The following is an 18,043-nucleotide window of genomic DNA, read 5'->3' on the forward strand; positions in this document are numbered from 1 at the left end:
ATGTCAAATTGCCAATATCGCCGATGGCCATCCCTCGTACCTTCGTTGTGCCCCTGATCGTCGCCTGCGCGCTGTTCATGGAGCAGATGGATTCCACCGTGATCTCCACATCGCTGCCCGCGCTGGCGCTGGACATGGCGGTCGATCCGATCTCGCTGAAGCTGGCCCTGACTTCCTACCTGGTGAGCCTGGCGGTGTTCATCCCGATCTCCGGCTGGATGGCCGACCGTTTCGGTTCGCGCACCATTTTTCGCTCGGCGATTTGCGTCTTCATGCTGGGTTCCATCCTGTGCGGCGTGTCGTCCACATTGCCGCAGTTCGTCGCGGCGCGCTTTTTCCAGGGTATCGGCGGCGCCATGATGGTGCCGGTGGGGCGCCTGGTGATCCTGCGCAGCGTGGAAAAGGCCAACCTGGTCAAGGCCTTGTCCTACCTGACCATTCCGGCGCTGTTCGGGCCGGTGCTGGGGCCGCCGCTGGGCGGCTTCATCACGACATACTTCCACTGGCGCTGGATTTTCTTCATCAACATCCCCATCAGCATCCTCGGCCTGTACCTGGCCGCGCGCTTTATCCCCGACCTCAAGGCCGAGCAGGTGCCGCCGCTGGACTGGCCCGGTTTCGTGCTGTCGGCACTGGGCTGCTCGTTGCTGATGCTGGGGCTGTCTACTGCCGGCCGCCATCTGGTCTCGGGTGAAGTCTCGCTGGCCTGCGTGGTATTGGGCATCTTGTTCCTGATCGCTTATGTGTGGCACGCGCGCCGCGCCGCCGCGCCGCTGATCGACCTGACGTTGCTGAAGATCCCGACCCTGCAGGCGGGGGTGTTCGGTGGCTCGCTCTACCGCATCGGCATCGGCGCGATTCCCTTCTTGCTGCCGCTGATGTTGCAGCTCGGCTTCGGCTATACGCCTTTCCATTCGGGGCTGCTGACTTGCGCGGCGGCGGCCGGCGCCATGTTCATGAAGACCGTCGCGTCGCGTTTCTTGCAGCGCTATGGCTTTCGCACCGTGCTGGTGGTGAACGGTTCGCTGGGCATCCTCAGCCTGTGGGCGATTGCCTTGTTCACGCCGCAAACGCCTTATGTCGTGATGATGCTGGTGCTGCTCATCGGCGGTTGCTTCCGCTCGCTGCAATTCACCAGCCTGAATGCGATCTCTTATGCCGATGTCGATAGCCCGCGCCTGAGCCAGGCCACCAGCATGGCCAGCGTGGCGCAACAGCTGTCAATCGGCATGGGCGTGGTGCTGGCCGGTTTCGCGCTGCAGGTTTCCAATGATGTACAGGGCCACGCTACGCTGGTGGCCGCCGATTTCTGGCCGGCCTTCCTGGTGGTGGGCGCGGTGGCGTCGCTGTCGATCCTGATGTTGCGCCGTCTGTCGCCCAATGCCGGATCGGAAATGTCGGGCCGGGCAAACACCAAGTCGGCTTGAGCCGTTCGTTTTAGAAAGTGTCCATGCAACTTAAATATGTCTGGTTCCCGTTGGGAGCCGTCTTGATCTGGGCGGGCAATACCGTCATCAGCAAGATGTCGGCCGGCGTGATCGCACCGGAAGACATTTCCTTTTACCGCTGGGTGCTGGCCGCCGCGCTGATGTCGCCGTTCCTGGCCAGGTCGACCTGGCATGCGCGCGCGCAGATCAAGCCGCACCTGGGCAAGATCCTGGTGCTGGCGCTGCTGGGGATGGTGCTGTTCCAGAGCCTGGCGTATTTCGCCGCCGCCACTTCCTCGGCCACCAGCATGGGCATCATCGCTTCGCTGATGCCGCTGCTGACCTTGTTGCTGAGCATCCAGCTGCTGTCGGAGCCGCCTACCGTGGGCACGGTGGGCGGCGGCGTCTTGTCGCTGTTCGGCCTGGCGGTGCTGATCGGTCGCGGCCATCCGCTGGCGCTGTTCGACCAGGGCGTGGTCATGGGCGACCTGCTGATGCTGCTGGCCACCATCTCTTACGGTTTGTACGGCGTGATGCTGCGCCGCTGGGCCTTGCCGCTGCGCACCTGGCAACTGCTTTACATGCAGGTGCTGATGGCAGTGCTGCTGCTGTTTCCCGGTTTCGTCTTCGGCCACCACTCGCCGGTGACTGCCGATAACCTGCCGCTTCTGCTGTATGCCGGCATTGCCGCTTCCATCGTTTCGCAGTTCCTGTGGATGAAGGGCGTGAACCATCTGGGCGCCAGCCATTGCTCCGTGTTTGTCAACCTGATGCCCGTTTTCACCGTCGCCATCGCGATGCTGGCATTGGGCGAGGAGTTGCACGGCTACCATGCCATCGGCGGCGGCATCACGCTGGCGGGCGTGCTGATGGCGCAGATGTTGCGGCAACGCCTGCCGGGCCGCGCCAAGGCCGGCTGATGCCGGGGTTACCGCAGGCATTGCGCATCAGGATGAATACGTGGCACCCTGCGGGGCGATAACGATGAAAACAGGAGCCAGGACATGATCGACGCCGACATGATCGTCAACTGCACGGTCTACAAGAAAGGCAAGAAACTGCGCGAGATCGCTCTCGACGACATCAGCGATGTGCTGGAAGAGGAGGGCACCTTTGTCTGGCTCGGATTGCTCGAACCCAATGTCGAGCTGATGAACAAGATCAAGGAGGAGTTCTGCCTGCACGAGCTGGCGGTGGAAGACGCCTACGCCGCGCACCAGCGCCCCAAGATCGAGGAATACGGCGACACGCTGTTCGTGGTGCTGCATACCGCCCAGCTCTCCGGCGACGAGGTGCAGTTCGGCGAGACCCACATCATGACCGGCCCGCGCTTCGTGATCACGGTGCGCCACGGGGCATCGCGCAGCTATGCCAAGGTGCGCGAGCATTGCGAGATGCTGCCCGAGCGCCTGATGCGCGGCCCCAGTTTCGTGCTGTATTCGATCATGGACTTCGTGGTCGATAACTATCGCCCCATCATGGATAACCTGGAAGCCAGGTTCAGCCAGTACGAGGCCCAGTTGTTCGACCCTTCGGCCAAGACCGGCAAGGCTTACCTGCAGGAGCTGTACCAGCTCAAGCGGCAACTGATCCGCCTGCGCTCGGCGGCCTCGCCGCTGCTGGACGTGTGCACCCAGTTGCTGCGGTTCCATGAAGGCCTGATCACCAAGGACGGCAAGGCCTATTTCCGCGACATCTACGACCACGTGGTGCGCTTCATCGACACCGGCGACCGCTTGCGCGAAATGGTGGAGTCCGCGGTCCAGATCAACTTGGCCCAGATCACCATCCACCAGAACGAAATCGTGCAGACCCTGGCCGGCTGGGGCGCGATCCTGGCCATTCCGACCATGGTGTTCAGCCTGTACGGCATGAACTTCGCCAACATGCCGGGCCTGAGCTGGCAGTGGAGCTTTCCACTGGTGCTGGCCGGTATCGTTACCTGCTGTTCGTTGCTGTGGCGCAGGTTGCGCAGGGCGGGGTGGTTGTAGCTGTAGCTGACACCGTTGATATGAAGAACGGCAGTTGAAGGATGAAAAAAGAGCGCTTTAAGTGCCGGCTTGGCGCCTCAACGTTGTGGATGTTCGACCAGCCACTGGCGTAATGCGCCATTCATACGGCTTTGCCATCCATCGCCATCCCGTTTGAAGGCTTCCACGATATCTTCGTCGAAGCGCATCGTCACTTGTACTTTGGTGCCGCTTCCGGCGGGACGGCCGCGACCGCGCGCCGGCTTCAGGTTGGCAAGCTGCTCGTCGGTCAACGGCTGGGCATCGGGATCGGACAGCGCAGCAGCCGTAATGGCGGCATCTTCTTTTTGATCCGGCAGAATCGTTCCGGGTTTAAGTTTTGGCATAGTGTTGAATCTCCCTTTTGTTCGCCTTGCGTAAGCTGATGATGCGCCGGGTGTTTTCACGGTCTATATAAACAACGACATAGAGCCGCATCCGGAGGTAGGCGATAGCGACTTCACGCTGTTCGCCGTAATCGCGCCGATTGTCCAGTGTGACGAATGCCGAGTCCCATTCGATTTGGGCGGCATCAGCGAGCGAGATGCCGTGCTTTTCGAGGTTAATAGCATTTTTGGCCGAATCGAATGCAATTTCCATATTAATTGTAGCTACATAAAATATGCGATGCAATCATTATTTGTAGTTACAAATAAATGGCTACTTCAGTCGTAACGCAGGTTGAACAGCACGTTCAAACCAGTGATCGTCCCCGCCCGCACCACCACCGACCAGCGGCGCGACAGTTGCCAGGTGGCTTTGGCGATGCTGGCCGCGCCTTGCAGGCTCTGCTCGTAGCCCAGCGTGATCTTCTCGGTGATGGCCTTGCCCAGGTTGACCACCTGGTCGTCGGTGAGGCCGGATTCGCTGGCGCCGATGGAGAACTGGTCCAGGCCGAAGTCCTTGGCGATGCGCTTGCCGCCGAGGTTGCCCACCAGCGCCAGCGCCTGGCTGCTGGCGCTGCGCTGGCCGATGCTTGAACTGTCGGTGCCGTGGCCGAACATCATCCACGACAGCTTTTCATCGTCGGGCACATTGGGTTCGGACACCAGTTGCACGCGCGGCCGGTTGGCGGTGCCGGTCACCGATACGCCGGCTTCGACATCCTGGTTGCGGCGCATGGCGAGGATGTTGATGTTGGGATTGCTGATCGGCCCCTGGAAGTTGATGATGCCGCGCTCGATGTTGAGCTTGGTGCCGAAGGCTTCATAGGTGCCTTCGGCCACGTTGATGGTGCCGGTGGCGCGCAGCGGCGAGAGCGGTTCGCTGCGCACGTTCATGTCGCCGCGCAGCAGCAGGTCGGCGCCGGTGCCGCGGAAGCGGAAGTCATGGCCGAGGTCGACCGCGATATTCATCACCGGCGCGAACTTGCCGGCCGGCTTCTCGGTGGCGGCTTCCAGCTTCTGCTGTGAGCTGGCGTTGGCGCCGGCCTTGGTCTTGCCGTCGCGGCGCACGATCACCACGTCGTCGCCCAGCGTGGGCGCGCTGCTCTTGGGCAGGTCGAACAAGGCGCGGTCGACGATGAACTTGCCGTCGATGTGCAACTGCTCGTTGATGTTGGCGATCTTGCCCTGGCCCGACAGCATGAGCTGGCGGTCCGGGCTGGCGAACAGTTCCAGCCGGTCGGCGGTGATGGTGGCGTTCAGGTCGGGATTCTCCGCACCCAGTTGCACCTTGCCCTGGGCGCGCAGCGTTCCCTTGCCGCCGTGGAATTCGATCTGGCGCAGGTCGATCACGTTGTTGTCCATGACGATGCGCACGATGCCGTCCTTGAGCTGTATGCCCTGGTCGAAGTGCGTCACCGCCAGGTTGTCGCCATTGATGGCGCCCGACAGTTTCGGCTGGCCGAGTGTGCCGCCGGCGTTGAACTCGGCGCCGAGCTTGCCGTTGAGGCTTACCTGCGGGCCGATCAGGTCGCCCGTGCGCTTGAGTTCCGGCACTTCCAACTTCGCCTTGAGGTTCAGCGGCGAGGCATCGGCCAGCGCCAGCAGGCCGTCGATGCGCTGCAGGCCCAGCGTGCCGCCCAGGTCGATGGTGCCCACCCGCGCGGCGGCCACCCGGCCGTCCACGCGCACCTGTTGTCCTTGCAGGTCGGCGCGCAGGCGCAGCTCCGACAGGCCGAGCGCGGCTTCGCCGTTGCTGGCGGTCACGCGCATGTCGCCCGATTTGCGCGTCAGCTGGAAGTAGCCGCTGGCGCTCTCGGCCAGCGCAAAGTCCCAGTCGCTGTCGAGCACCAGGTCGGTCTTGACCGGCGGCGGCGTGCCGGTGAATTCCTGCACGATCTGCAGCAGGCGGCCGAGATCCAGCGCGCGTACCTGGCCGGCCGAGGCGATGCGGCCCTGGCGCCATGAGAGCCGCTTGAGGTCGAGCGCCATGCGGTCGATTTCCAGCCGGGTAGCACCGGCCTCGAGCGCATCGGCCGAGGCTTCCAGCGCCAGCGGACTGGCCAGGGTGACTTGCGGGAAACCCTTGTTCTGCAGCTTGTCGATGTTGCCGGCCCAGCCGTATTTGCCGCGGGTCTTTTCCGTCACCTTGCCGTGTGCGGCAAAGTCCAGGTCCAGGGGCTGGTCCAGCACCTTGCCGGCGCCATGCAGGGTCAGCGTATGGTTGCCCCAGGTGCCGTCCAGGTTCAGGTCCAGCCTGGACAATTCCGCCTGCGGGCCGCGATAGCCTTCGCCTTCCACCCGCAAGGCCAGTTTGTTGTTGGGCGAGGCGATGCCGGCGGCGAGATCGGTGCGCAGGTCGGTTTCGCCGGCCAGCCGTGCCAGGTGGTGCGGCCCGAACGCCAGTTTTTCGGCCTGATAGGTAGCGTGCAGGTTGGGGCGTTGCGGGGTGCCGGTGAGCTGGCCGTCCAGGCGCAGCAGGCCGGACAGGCCATAACCCAGGCGCTCCAGGTGCGGGGCGTCGACCTTGAGCGTCAGGGCATCCTTGCCGGCGCCGAAGCTGCCGTTGAGGTCCAGCGTATTGCCGGCCACCAGCAGGTTGGCCTTGCTCGGCAGCAGCCGCATGCCGGCCACGCTGATGTCGCCCTGGCCGCTCATGGGCAAGTCGCCGTAGCTGCTGTCGCGGATGCCGAAGGCCAGCTTGAGCTTCAATTCCGGCGAGATGGCGCCGCTGGCGTTGAAGTCCATGTTGATCCGGGCCTGCACCGGTTTGGAGGCGGCGCTGGCGCCGGGCTTTTTCTTGCCGCCGGCGGCCGGTGCGGGGGCGACCGCATGCAACCAGGCGGTCGGGTCGAAATCCACCAGCCTGCCTTTGATGGCGTAATCCATCGCGCCTGCCGTCTTGAGCGTGCCGGCCGCTTCTACGCGCGACTTGCCGGCGGCCAGCTGGGCCTGGTGCAGCTCCACTTCTTCCGGGCGGATGGTGCTGTCCACGCGCAGTTTGAGCTCGCGGTCGTCCAGCGCCAGCTTGATCTGCTGGGAGCCCGGCGCCAGCGTTACATCCAGCGGACCGGCCAGTTGCGTGGGTTTGAGCTGGCGGTGGATCTGGTTCAGGTCCAGTGCGCTGATGCGGAAGTTGAAGCTGCCGCCCATCTCTTGCTGCTGGCCGGCGGCATCGCTGCCGGGGCGGAATTCGCCGCCGCCGGCGATGCGCGCGTTCCTGGGCAGGCGCAGTTCGAGCGAGGCAATTTTCTGGCGCTGCAGGTCGAGGTCGACATCGGCGCTGGCCGAGAGCAGCGGCAGCAATTGCTGGTCGAGGCTGCCGGGCCTGGCGTTGTCGATGGCGATCTTGCCGGCCACGCGCAAGGCATCGCCGTTGGTGCCGGCCACCGGCGCCAGGTCGGCGCGCACGCGCAGGTCGGCCTGCGGGGCACCGGCGCTGAAGGTTTGCGGGTTGATGTGCTGCAGGTCGACCTTGGCGCTTTTGAGCGGCACCGGGGCGAACGGCGTGGCTTGCACATCGGCGGTGCCGTTGAGCCTGTCGCCGCTGGCTTTGAGCGCGATGCCCAGATCCTGTAGCGAGCCCGACAGTTGCGCCGCCAGCTGGTATTTCTCCTGCAAGCTGGCGTTCTGGTACTGGCCGGACAGCTCCAGCCCGCCGCTGATGGCGAACGGCGCGCGGCCGTTCAGGTGCAGCAGCGCGGCGGCATCGCCGAACGGCGTGCTCAGGCTGTCGAGCACCAGGGTGTGCTGGGTGCCGTCGGAGTCGCCGTGCAGGCGCAACTTGGATAGCTCGGTGGTGGAGGAGCCCTCGGTGAAGCTGAGCCGCTCCAGCGAAATCTCATGGATGTCCAATGCCAGAGGAATTTCCAGCGAAGCCGGCATGACGCTGGGTTCGGAGGGGGATGGTTGCTGCTTGAGAGTGACCGTGCCCACGCGCAGGTAACGCACGCTGAATTTGCGCTGCAGCGGCGAGAGTTGCCAGTCGGCGTCGATGCGGTCGATATCGAGGATGCGCTGCGCATCCTGGTAATGCAGGTCGCGCAGGCGCAGGCCATTGGCGATGGTGCCGCCCAGCAGTTGGCCCGACAGCTTGCCGCCCAATGCCTGTACCGCGCCGTTCCATACCAGGCGCGCGCCGCTTTCGGTCTTGACGGCATACAGGCCGGCGCCGGCTACTACCAGCAGCGCTGCGGCCAGCGTGGCGCCGCTCCACAGGGCGATCTTGCGGACGCGTCGAGGCTTTTGCCTGGGCGGTGTGGCGTGCGGGTCCGGGGCGGAAGGAGATGCTTGCTGGTCGCTCATGCGTTCTTGCCGTTCAAATCTTGTCTGTCGTGTTCACGTGCGGGCAGCCTCAGAAGGCGATGCCCAGCGAGACGTGCGGGCGGATCTGGCGTTTCTGCACGCCATAGGCCAGATCCAGGTTGAGGGTGCCGACCGGGCTGCGCCAGCGCGCGCCGGCGCCCACGCCGTTATAGAACGTCTTGTTGTTCCAGTTGTCGGCGGCCGCGCCGATGTCGTAGAACACCGCCGTGCCCCAGTTCTCGGTCAGCCAGTGCTGGTATTCGGTGCTGCCCACCGCCAGGTACTTGGTCGGGTAGACGGTACCGTTCTGTTCGTTGCCGATGCTCTGGTAGCTGTAGCCTCGCACCGAATCGTTGCCGCCGGTGCGAAACAGCAGCGAGGCCGGCACCTCGGAGGCGCGCCCGGCGGTGAAGACGCCGCCCAGCTCGGCGCGCAATACCACCAGGTCGCGGCGGCCGACCGGCACGAATTGCTTGAAGCGGCCGTACAACCGGGTGAAGGTCTGGTCGGTCAGCGCGCCCTTGATGGCGAAGCCGGCTTCCAGCGTCAGCAGGTTGCCGTGGCGCGGGAAGATGGGGTTGTCGACGTCGCGCCGCGCCCAGGCGAAGCCCGGCACCAGCGCCTGGTGCTTGCCGGGGGTGACCACGGTATTGGCCGGCGGGGTGGCGCCGTTTTCCTGGGTCAGCTGGTCGCGGTAATAGGTGAGCGAATAGGTGGTGTCGTACAGTTCGCCGGTGCGCGCACGCTTGATGCCGGTCTGCAGGCTGCGCAGGTCGATGCCTTCCAGCGTGGTGCGCTCGTAGGAGCTGTTGACGCTGTTGACGAAGGCTTTTTCATCCGGCGGCATGGCCAGGCTGAGCAGGCCGTACTGGCGCTTTTGCTCCAGCCGCAGCTGGCTGTCGAAGGCGTAGGCGCGGTTAAACACGTTGTAGTGCGAATACCGGCCTTCGACCTGGGCGCCGGTATCGGTGCCGTAGCCCACGCCGGTACGTACGCGCTGGGTCGGGAATTCGGTGACTTGCACCTTCACCGGGGCCATGTCCGGATGTTCCGGATCGTCGTCGATGCCGACGATGGCGTTGGAGAAGTAGGGCGTGTTCTGGATCTGGCGCTGCAGCGACAGCAGGCGGTCGGCGTCGTAGGGTTCGCCGACATTGAGCGGGTTGACGTTGTGGATGATGCTTTCCGGATAGCGTTTGGCGCCGGTGATCTGCAACGGGCCCAGGGTGAAGGCGGGGCCGCTGTCGTATTGCACCGAGAGATCGGCGCGATGGTTATCGGGATCGATTTCGGCGCGCGAGTCGGCGATGCGCGCGGCCGCGTATTTCTTTTGTTGCAGCGCTTGCAGCCCGGCGTCCTTGGCCTTGTCCCAATCTTCCTGGCGAAACGGCTTGCCGGGCGGCAGCAGCCAGTCGCGCCGGATCGCCTCGACCCGCGGCGAGTCCTGCTGCGCCACCGCGCCGGTGGCCTGGATGTCGGCCTGGCCGATTTCTGTGCGTTGGCCCGGCTCGACATGCACGATCACGCGTTTGACCTCTTTCTGGCCGTCGGCGCTGCGCTCGCTGTTGACTTCGACCTTGGTCTGCGGCGAGAAATAGCCTTCGGTGGATGCCAGGTCGCGCACCTGGTCGCCGACGGTGTCGATCATGAACTTCAACTGGTCGTCGCTGATGTCGTCGCGATTCTGGTAGCGCGACAGGTCGAGGAAGTCCTTGAGCAGCGATTGCACCGGCTTGGGTGCATCGATCTCCACCTTGTAGGCGGCGTGGGCAGTCTCGGCGGCGCAGCATAGGCATGCGATGGCCAGGCGGCAGGTCCAGTTCATCGGGTCACTTCATATTCTGTTAAGGCGGGCAGGGCGCGCGCCTGCTGCAGGGCAGGTGCAAAGTCGGGTACGATGACAGCTTGTGCCGGCGCCTGGCGTATCTTGCATCCAGGCCAGACCGGGCGGCAGCGCCGATAGTTCCTGCCGCCGGCACGGGCCGCATCGTTTTGTATCAGCACGCATTGTAATGCGGCTGCCTGATGAATTAGCGCCGTCCGCGCCGATTTCGCGGTGCGCCGGCCTATTTTGAGAATTTTCTTGGTTGCCAGAGGAGAAGCCGGTGAGTGTGGACGTCTATTCGGAAAAAGCCAGCTGCGAACGCCTGCTGTCGGTGCATCGCTGGACCGACAAGCTGCTGACTTTCCGCACCACGCGCCCGGCCGGCTACCGTTTTACCGCCGGCCAGTTCGCGCGGCTGGGGCTGGAGATCGATGGCGAGATCGTCTCGCGCGCCTATTCGATCACTTCGGCCGAGTCCGAGGATGAACTGGAGTATTACGCCATCGTCGTGCCCGGCGGTAAATTCACCACCCGCCTCGATGCCATGCAGCCCGGCGACCCGGTGTGGGTGGAAAAACTCAGCTACGGCTTCATGACCGCCGACCGCTTCACCGATGGCAGCCAGCTGTGGATGCTGGCTACCGGCACCGGCCTCGGGCCTTATCTCTCCATCCTCCAGAAGCAGGACGTGTGGGAGAAATTCCAGGACCTGGTGGTGGTGCATTGCGTGCGCAACCGCGAGGAGCTGGCCTATGCCGACAAGTTCGCAGCCCTGCGCGCGCAGGCGCAGGCCGACGGTTTGCCGGCCAGGCTGCATTATCTGCAATCGGTGACGCGCGAACCCAGCGACGGCGCGGTGCTGGCCGGGCGCATTACCGCGCTGCTGCGCGACGGCGGCCTGGAGCGGGCCACCGGCCTGGCGATCGACGCGGCGCATTCGCGCTTCATGGCGTGCGGCAATCCGGAAATGGTCACCGAGGTGCGCGAGATCCTGCGCGAGCGCGGCATGACGCCATTGCGGCGCACCGGCGGCGGGCAGTTCGTGACGGAAGATTATTGGTGATCCGGCGGCGCCGGGATATCGCACTGCTACCTATCGTGCGGCACATCTTGCGGGCAGAGGCTTGTGGCGGCTTGCCTGGCTGACTGGCTCGGGGCGTCGTCCTGGAGCGGGATCAGCGGTAGTTCATCGAAATCAGGATGGCGCCATCGATCTTGCCGCCATTCGTGGCGCCGGGAGCGCCTGCAACACGGCGCAGGGCAGTGGCGATGTCGATGTGCCTTTCCTTCTTGCCGGTCAACGCGATCGGGATGGCTTTGCCGGGATCCAATGCCTGGCCGGCGCTGCTTAGCAGCATTTCCACTCCCGCTATGCCTGCGTCGAAACCGCTCCGGTTTTCCGAGGGCCGGCCTTCAAACGACAATTGCAACGACTGGCTGCTGTTGCAATTCATCTTCAGTTGTACCGAACCGCCTTCGACCCGGGTGGCGCCATGGCTGCCGTTTCGCGTCACGCGTTCGACAGCATCCTGGTTGAAGCCCGCCTGGGCGACGCTGACCGAGCAGCCCGCTTCGACAAGGGCGCCGTGGAACTGGAGCGTGCCATCGGCAGCATGGCTGGCGGCGGAAATGGAAAGGGCCAGGCAGAAAGCGAGCCCGACGATACGAGAAATGGATTGGTTGCGCATGGAATTACTCCCTGTGGATAGCCCTCCCTGGGCTCAAGGTGCATACACTCTGCGGTGCGATACCCCCACATGAGAAGACTGGCATCACCCCTGATGCTGTCTTGAATTCTCAAATAATTCCGAAATTATATGCGAATGTATTCGTTTTTATTGTTGCTTTTTGTCATCATCGTGAGGACATATCGATTTTTTTAAACGATTTTTTTGGCGACGTTTTTCATAGGGCGATTCCAGTAATTGCAGATGTCGCCAGAAAAAATGTCGGGAACCAAGCTTCATTTCGTCCGGTCGAGGACACGTGTTTGTTGCGCGATGGGTCAAGGGGTGACGCCGCCGCGGTCAGTAAGCATTCAAGCTCGATTAATCATTCGAAATGGGGGTAGTATGAATTTGAACAAAGTCCTGCACGTAGCCATTGCCGACGACCACCCGGTCGTATTGGGGGCGCTCAAGAGCGAGCTGAGGCGCTTGCCCGAAGTGCGCATCGACCTTGAGGTGGAAACCGGCGAAGCGCTGCTCACCGCATTGAAGCGCTCTCCCTGCGAGATCGTCATCACCGACTTCACCATGCCCAACGAAGAGAGGGAAGATGCCGACGGCTTTTCGCTGATCAAGCGCATCAAGGCAGACCATCCGTCGAGCAAGGTCATCGTCTACACCGCCATGGGCAACAGCGCCGTGGTCAAGCGCCTGTACCGCATGGGCGTGTTCTCCGTCATCAACAAGCGCGAGAAGCCGGAAGAGTTGATCAACGCGTGCCTGGCCACGCAAAGCAGCAAGCAGGTGTATTTCCCGGTTTCGCTGCGCGGCGAGCTGGAAGTGAGCTGGGCCCAGGGCGATGTCTTCTCGCAGACCAAGGAGCTGACGCTGTCGGAGCTGGAGGTGGTGCGCTTGTTCGTCGAAGGCAATTCGCTGGGCGACATTTGCGACCGGCTCTCGCGTACGCCCAGCACAGTCAGCACGCACAAGAACAATGCCATGCGCAAACTGGGACTGTCGACCGATGCCGACCTGATCAAGTATGCCTATTCGACCGGCATGATCTGACGCGTGGCGATAGCGGCATCAAAAAAAAACAGCGGATTGCTCCGCTGTTTTTTTTTGCGCCGACACCACAATTTCGCTTGAATTTCCATTTAAGAATTTTCTTATATCAACGAAAACCTCGCATCAATACCATGCATCCTGTTTGTGGGAGCTTGTTCGCAAGGGCTTGAATGCGCTTTTGCGTACGGGTGCTGGAATCCGCGAATGAGTGCTCTCCGCTTGCTTGGCGTGTTCGTGCATGGAAATGCGGGGAGTTGCAACGGGCATGCCGACGTGGTTGCGCCACTCTTTTCATGTGGCCAGTCGGAACAACTATTGATCTATCCGGAGTAACAATGAAAAAGACGATTATCGCTTCCCTCTTCGCCATCGCCATTTCGCCGACGCTGGCCCAGGCCGCCGATGGCACGCTGTCCTTTACCGGCAATGTCACATCTACCACCTGCACACTGACCAGCGGCACGAATGGCACCCAGACCGTAGCGATGCCGGCCGTGAATGTAGCCAGCCTGGGACGGGCCAACGAGGTCGCCGGCCTGACGACCTTCAATGTGACGCTGGGCAACTGCGGCAGCACGGCCAGATTGGTGCGCCTGGATTTCGGTGACGCGGGCAGCACCGTCGACCCGACGACCGGCCGTCTGATCAATACCGCGCGCACCAACAGTAACGTCCAGATCGCCCTGCTCGACGGCCACACTGCCACTACGCCGATGCGCCTGGGGACGCCTGCAGCGCAGACCTCCGCTGTAACGACTGCTTCTGGTGGCGCCTCCATTCCGCTGGCGGCGCAGTACGTAGCCACCGGCGGTGCCGCGACCGCCGGAGCCGTTGCTTCCTCGATCCAGTTTACGATCGCTTATCCGTAAGTCTTTTCCCGGTGCCGGCCCTTGACGGGCGCGCCGCTCTCCACCAGGTATCGCTTGCATGTGCCGCCCCGCCAGGGGCGGTTGGTGGAGGTTTTTTCTTTTTATCGGGAGGGGGAATGAAAAAAATAGTCAATAAGTTCGCTTGCCTGTTGCTGCTGGGCGCCGCTGCCGGCGCCCAAGCCTCGGTGGTCATCAGCGGAACCCGCATCGTGTTTCCGTCCAACGAGCGGGAAGTGACGGTGCGCCTGAGCAACGATGGAAAAGAGCCGGGGCTGGTCCAGGTATGGGTAGACGATGGCGATCCCAATGCATCGCCCGACAAGATCCGTACGCCGTTCGTCCTTACGCCGCCGATGTTTCGCATCGATCCGTCCAAGGGGCAGACCGTGCGCATGCTCTATAACGGCGCCCCCTTGCCGCAAGACCGTGAGACGCTGTTCTGGTTCAACCTGCTGGAAGTCGCTCCCAAGCCCAGCGCCGATGCCGACGTGAACTACATGCAGATGGCTTTCCGTACCCGCATCAAGGTGTTCTTCCGTCCCAAGGCGTTGAACTCGGCGCAACGGATCGAAGACGCATTTTCCGAATTGCGCTGGAGCCTCAAGCGCGACGCCGGCGGCGGATATGCGGTGAGCCTGGACAATCCTACGCCCTATCACATCAACCTGATCGGCCTGGTACTGGCGGGCGATGGCGACAAGTCCCTGTTTGAAAGCGAGGAGGGCGGCATGGCCGAGCCGGGCAAGAGCGCCGATTTCAAGATCAAGTCCATGCAGGCAGCGCCTGCCGGCAAGCTCACGGTGCGCTACACCTACCTGAACGATTACGGCGGCCCAGTGGAAAAGAGTGCCGAATTGCAGCGCTGACCCATGTCGGTCCGGCGGCAGCAGGCGCACCTGTGCATCCGGATTGCCGACCCATCACTTGAACCACTACTTGCACAGAACCATAGCAATGAAGGAGCGACTTGTTAGCTGCCGGATGAAGACATTGAGCATCGCCATGATGGGAGTGGCCGCCATGTTGCCTGCCGTTTCCGCGCAGGCGGAGAAAAAGACGCGGCTGGCCCAGGTGGAATTCGGCTCGGATTTCTTTCGTGGCAGCGGCGATGCGCCTATCGACGTCAGCCGGTTCAGCAAGGCCAATCCGTTGCCGGCCGGCTCCTACCGTGTCGACCTGTACGTCAACGATGGCTGGATAGGCCGCCAGGATGTGCTCTTTACCGCCGCGGACGACGACGGCTCGGCCAAACCATGTTTCACGCGCAGCCTGTTGGAGGCGATGGGGATCGATCTCGACAAGCTCTCCGAGCAGGCGCGCGCGGCAGTGCTGGCGGCCGGCAAGCAAAGCTGCCTGCGTCTGGAGGAGGTGGTGCAGGATGCGGTCGCGGAATTCGATAGCGGCGACCTGCGCATCAACACCTCCATTCCGCAGATTGCATTGCGCCGTTTTGCGCGCGGCTATGTCAGCCCGGAGTTATGGGACAAGGGCGTCAATGCCGCCATGCTGAGTTATCACTACAACGCCTTTAGCACCGCCGGCGATGGCCGGAGCAGCACTTCCCACTTCCTCAACCTCAACAGCGGCCTCAACCTGGGGGAATGGCGTTTCCGCAATAATTCCACCATCACGCGCCAGACCCATGGCCGGACCCGGGTCCAGACCATCGCCAGCTACGCCCAGCGCAGCATCGTTCCCCTCAATGGCTTGCTGACGGCGGGCGACTCCGCGACATCGGGGCGGCTGTTCGACAGTTTTTCGTATCGCGGCGTGCAACTGGCTTCCGATCCGCGCATGCTGCCCGATTCGCAGAACGGCTATGCCCCGGTGGTGCGGGGCATCGCCCGCAGCAATGCCAAGGTGCAGATCCGCCAGAACGGCAACATCATCTATGAGACCACTGTGGCCCCGGGGCGCTTCGAAATCGATGACCTCTATCCCACCGGTTTTGGCGGCAACCTGCGCGTGATCGTGACCGAGGCCGACGGCAGCTCCTCCAGCTTCGATGTCCCTTACGCTTCCGTGGCGCAACTGCTGCGCCCGGGCTCCTATCGCTACAGTTTCACGGCGGGTCGTACCCGCAGCCAGGGGTTTGGTATCGCCGCCGCCAATTTCATGCAAGGCACGTATGAGCACGGCGTGGACAATTGGCTGACCCTGGCCGGTGGCCTGACCGTGGCCCAGAACTACATGGCCGTCGTCGGCGGCGGCGCCGTGAGTACGCCGCTGGGCGCAGTGGCGCTGAACCTGAGCCGTTCGCATGCGCGCGTCAGCGAGGGCGAGACGCGTACGGGCGAAAGCCTGAAGCTGGATTACAACAAGAACCTGGAACAGACCGGCACCAACATCGCGCTGGCCGCCTTGCGCTACTCCAGCAGCGGCTACCTGCGCCTGCAGGAGCTGCAGGCAATCAGGACGCTGGCCGAACGCGGCGGCGATCCCAGCCAGGTGGAGCGTACGCGTACCCAATTGCAGCTTTCCGTGTCGCAATCCCTGGGCGAACAGCGAGGATCATTCTATGCGAGCGGTTCTTCGCAGAATTACTGGGGGCGCCGCGGCATGGGTACGACCTTCAGCCTGGGCTACGGCAACCGCTGGGGCATCGTTTCCTACAGCGTTTCGGCGCAGCGCCAGCGCGACCTGTCCAACGGCAGCACCGGGACGCAATATCTGTTGACCATGTCGATGCCATTGGGCAGGGAAATCAATTCGCCCTCGATGAGCATGAACGCGACGCGCGACCAGCGCAATGGCAGCACGCTCCAGAGCTCCCTGTACGGCAGCGCCGGCGAGAGCCGCAACTTCACTTACGGGTTATCGGCGGGCAGGAGCCCGGGCAATTCCTCCGTGTCGGCCAACGGCCAGTATCGCGCGCCGTTCGCTGACGTCGGCGGCAGTTACAGCCACGCCGGCGGCGGCAGCCGTCAACTGTCGGCAACGCTATCGGGAGGCATCGTGGCCCATTCGGATGGCATCCTGCTGTCCCAGAACCTGGGCGACACCATCGCCATCGTGCAGGCCGATGGCGCCGGCGGCGCCACCGTCAATTCCGCCGGCGTGCGCCTCAATGGCGCGGGGCAGGCCGTGGTGCCGTACATGACGCCTTTCCGCAATAACGAAGTGGTGCTCGACCCCAAGGGAACCTCGACCGATGTGGAGATGACGACCACCAGCTTGCGCGTGGCGCCGATGGCCGGCGCCGTGGTGCTGATGAAATATGAAACGGTGCATGGCCGTTCCGTGCTGATCCATGCCTACCGCAGCAATGGCGAAGCCCTGCCGTTCGGCGCCGACGTGCTCGACGAGCAGGGGAATGTATTGGGCGTGGTGGGGCAGGGCGGCATGGTGTTCGTCCGCACCCAAAACGACAATGGCCGCCTGACCGTACGCTGGAGCAGCGAGCGCAATGCGCAATGCCAGATCCAGTACGCGCTGAGCCCGCGCGATGCGAAGCAGCAGGAAACCAGCTTCGACCAGCTGCGCGCGACTTGTGAAACGCCGGCTGACGTCGCCCGCCGGAAAGCCTCCCCGGAATCGCCGGAACAAGCCGACGGCAATGGGGATAAACAGAAGGTGGCGGGAACGTTGCGCGACCCTCGGCTGCAATGAAGCGCATGCCGCCGCCATTTCTGATGGGACGAAACCGGAAAGCGAGGCCAGTGGCAGCGGGCCTCGCATAAAAATAAGAAACCGGGGGGGGGGGGAGGAAAACTGCAGGCGAAAAAAAAGAGCCGGATGGCTCATTTTTTGCCCGGTCGATTCGATTCGTGCGCGGGAGTAAATCTGGGGTGGCTGATGGGAGTAAATCCAGGTTGCATCTAAGTTGTTGTTAATAAAAGAATTTTGTCCTGATTTTTAGCCGAAAACAACGAAAAAAGTGCTACACGTGCTACAGCATGAAGTGCTACAGATAGTCTACCGTACTCCTGCAAACTGGGACATGGCATGATTGTGGTCATGCACCGTGATGGTCATTTTCGTAAAAAGGGGGAAGCTTGAATGAATTTAGCAAACAGAATAATCATTGCATCGGGACTTATGGTTTTGTCTTCGGTGGTAATCGCTAGCGAGCCACTGCTGCAATGTCAACAAACATATCAGTATTGCAATCGTATTGATAATCCCTCTCACCTTGAATGTGATCGAGAAATCAAGGATGAAGCAATCTTGAAAATTGACGGTGATACCGTCAAGAGGAAAACAAATGACGGATGGGAGTCTTTTGCTGAAGGATGCAAATTAGGTGAGCTTCAACTTGAATGTTCGAATGAACTCAATAGTGGAAGTAACCAAATGCAGAATGGGAAAATTGATTGGATGAATGCCAAAATCAATTTCAAACTAGACAGAGTTTCTGGAAAAGGAAATTTCAAAAGCTACACCAGATATGAAAGTAATATAAAGAATGGTGTGCTTGTTGTGAAAAATTACGAAGTAACTATGAACCTTCTTTGCAAACCTTATAGTGGTCAAAAAATATTCTGAAGGAA

14 protein-coding genes are annotated in these 18,043 nt (G+C 62.2%); 9 read left to right on the forward strand and 5 right to left on the reverse strand.

Annotated features, from left to right (window positions below; translation table 11 throughout):
- Positions 1–23 precede the first annotated feature (23 nt).
- The 3 genes from FB598_RS02880 to FB598_RS02890 all read left to right on the forward strand — a co-directional run bounded on the left by FB598_RS02880 (position 24) and on the right by FB598_RS02890 (position 3,418).
- Positions 24–1,427, forward strand: coding sequence for a DHA2 family efflux MFS transporter permease subunit (locus FB598_RS02880; protein ID WP_141912615.1), 1,404 nt, complete (start codon positions 24–26; stop codon positions 1,425–1,427).
- A 23-nt stretch (positions 1,428–1,450) separates the two neighbouring features.
- Positions 1,451–2,347: a DMT family transporter gene (locus FB598_RS02885; protein WP_141912617.1), complete on the forward strand. Its 897-nt coding sequence runs from the start codon at positions 1,451–1,453 to the stop codon at positions 2,345–2,347.
- 84 nt (positions 2,348–2,431) lie between these two features.
- A complete protein-coding gene (locus FB598_RS02890) occupies positions 2,432–3,418 on the forward strand; it encodes a magnesium and cobalt transport protein CorA (RefSeq protein WP_141912619.1) in 987 nt (328 codons plus the stop codon).
- Between the two features lie 77 nt (positions 3,419–3,495).
- On the opposite strand, the gene FB598_RS02895 is transcribed toward FB598_RS02890, so the two are convergent.
- The 4 genes from FB598_RS02895 to FB598_RS02910 all read right to left on the reverse strand — a co-directional run bounded on the left by FB598_RS02895 (position 3,496) and on the right by FB598_RS02910 (position 9,949).
- A complete protein-coding gene (locus FB598_RS02895; protein WP_141912621.1) occupies positions 3,496–3,783 on the reverse strand; it encodes a BrnA antitoxin family protein in 288 nt (95 codons plus the stop codon).
- Entirely contained in the window at positions 3,770–4,036 is a 267-nt protein-coding gene (locus FB598_RS02900) for a BrnT family toxin (RefSeq protein ID WP_141912622.1), read from the reverse strand. Before FB598_RS02900 ends, FB598_RS02895 begins: the two co-directional genes overlap by 14 nt.
- 65 nt (positions 4,037–4,101) lie before the next feature.
- Positions 4,102–8,124 (reverse strand): translocation/assembly module TamB domain-containing protein, encoded by a 4,023-nt coding sequence (locus tag FB598_RS02905; RefSeq protein ID WP_141912624.1) that lies wholly within the window; start codon positions 8,122–8,124, stop codon positions 4,102–4,104.
- Positions 8,125–8,173: 49 nt separating this feature from the next.
- Positions 8,174–9,949 (reverse strand): autotransporter assembly complex family protein, encoded by a 1,776-nt coding sequence (locus FB598_RS02910; RefSeq protein ID WP_141912626.1) that lies wholly within the window; start codon positions 9,947–9,949, stop codon positions 8,174–8,176.
- Between the two features lie 280 nt (positions 9,950–10,229).
- Between FB598_RS02910 and FB598_RS02915 the strand changes: the two genes are divergently transcribed.
- A complete protein-coding gene (locus tag FB598_RS02915) occupies positions 10,230–11,012 on the forward strand; it encodes a ferredoxin--NADP reductase (protein ID WP_141912629.1) in 783 nt (260 codons plus the stop codon).
- Positions 11,013–11,124: 112 nt separating this feature from the next.
- Here the strand turns inward: FB598_RS02915 and FB598_RS02920 are convergent, their stop codons facing one another.
- The gene (locus tag FB598_RS02920) at positions 11,125–11,637 is read right to left on the reverse strand and encodes a fimbrial protein (RefSeq protein WP_141912631.1); all 513 of its coding nucleotides are present in this window, start codon (positions 11,635–11,637) and stop codon (positions 11,125–11,127) included.
- 384 nt (positions 11,638–12,021) lie between these two features.
- On the opposite strand from FB598_RS02920, the gene FB598_RS02925 reads away from it, so the two are divergent.
- From FB598_RS02925 to FB598_RS02945, 5 genes are all read left to right on the forward strand, one after another.
- The gene (locus FB598_RS02925; RefSeq protein ID WP_141912633.1) at positions 12,022–12,684 is read left to right on the forward strand and encodes a response regulator transcription factor; all 663 of its coding nucleotides are present in this window, start codon (positions 12,022–12,024) and stop codon (positions 12,682–12,684) included.
- Positions 12,685–13,019: 335 nt separating this feature from the next.
- Positions 13,020–13,553 (forward strand): fimbrial protein, encoded by a 534-nt coding sequence (locus FB598_RS02930; protein WP_183405757.1) that lies wholly within the window; start codon positions 13,020–13,022, stop codon positions 13,551–13,553.
- A 116-nt stretch (positions 13,554–13,669) separates the two neighbouring features.
- The gene (locus FB598_RS02935) at positions 13,670–14,419 is read left to right on the forward strand and encodes a molecular chaperone (RefSeq protein WP_141912637.1); all 750 of its coding nucleotides are present in this window, start codon (positions 13,670–13,672) and stop codon (positions 14,417–14,419) included.
- Positions 14,420–14,534: 115 nt separating this feature from the next.
- Positions 14,535–17,162 (forward strand): fimbria/pilus outer membrane usher protein, encoded by a 2,628-nt coding sequence (locus FB598_RS02940; protein ID WP_255463911.1) that lies wholly within the window; start codon positions 14,535–14,537, stop codon positions 17,160–17,162.
- A 390-nt stretch (positions 17,163–17,552) separates the two neighbouring features.
- Complete coding sequence (locus FB598_RS02945; RefSeq protein WP_141912640.1) at positions 17,553–18,038, forward strand: hypothetical protein; 486 nt, start codon at positions 17,553–17,555, stop codon at positions 18,036–18,038.
- The last annotated feature ends 5 nt before the right edge of the window (positions 18,039–18,043 follow it).

The sequence above is a fragment of the Herbaspirillum sp. SJZ106 genome (genome assembly GCF_006715495.1).
Lineage (GTDB): Bacteria > Pseudomonadota > Gammaproteobacteria > Burkholderiales > Burkholderiaceae_D > Herbaspirillum.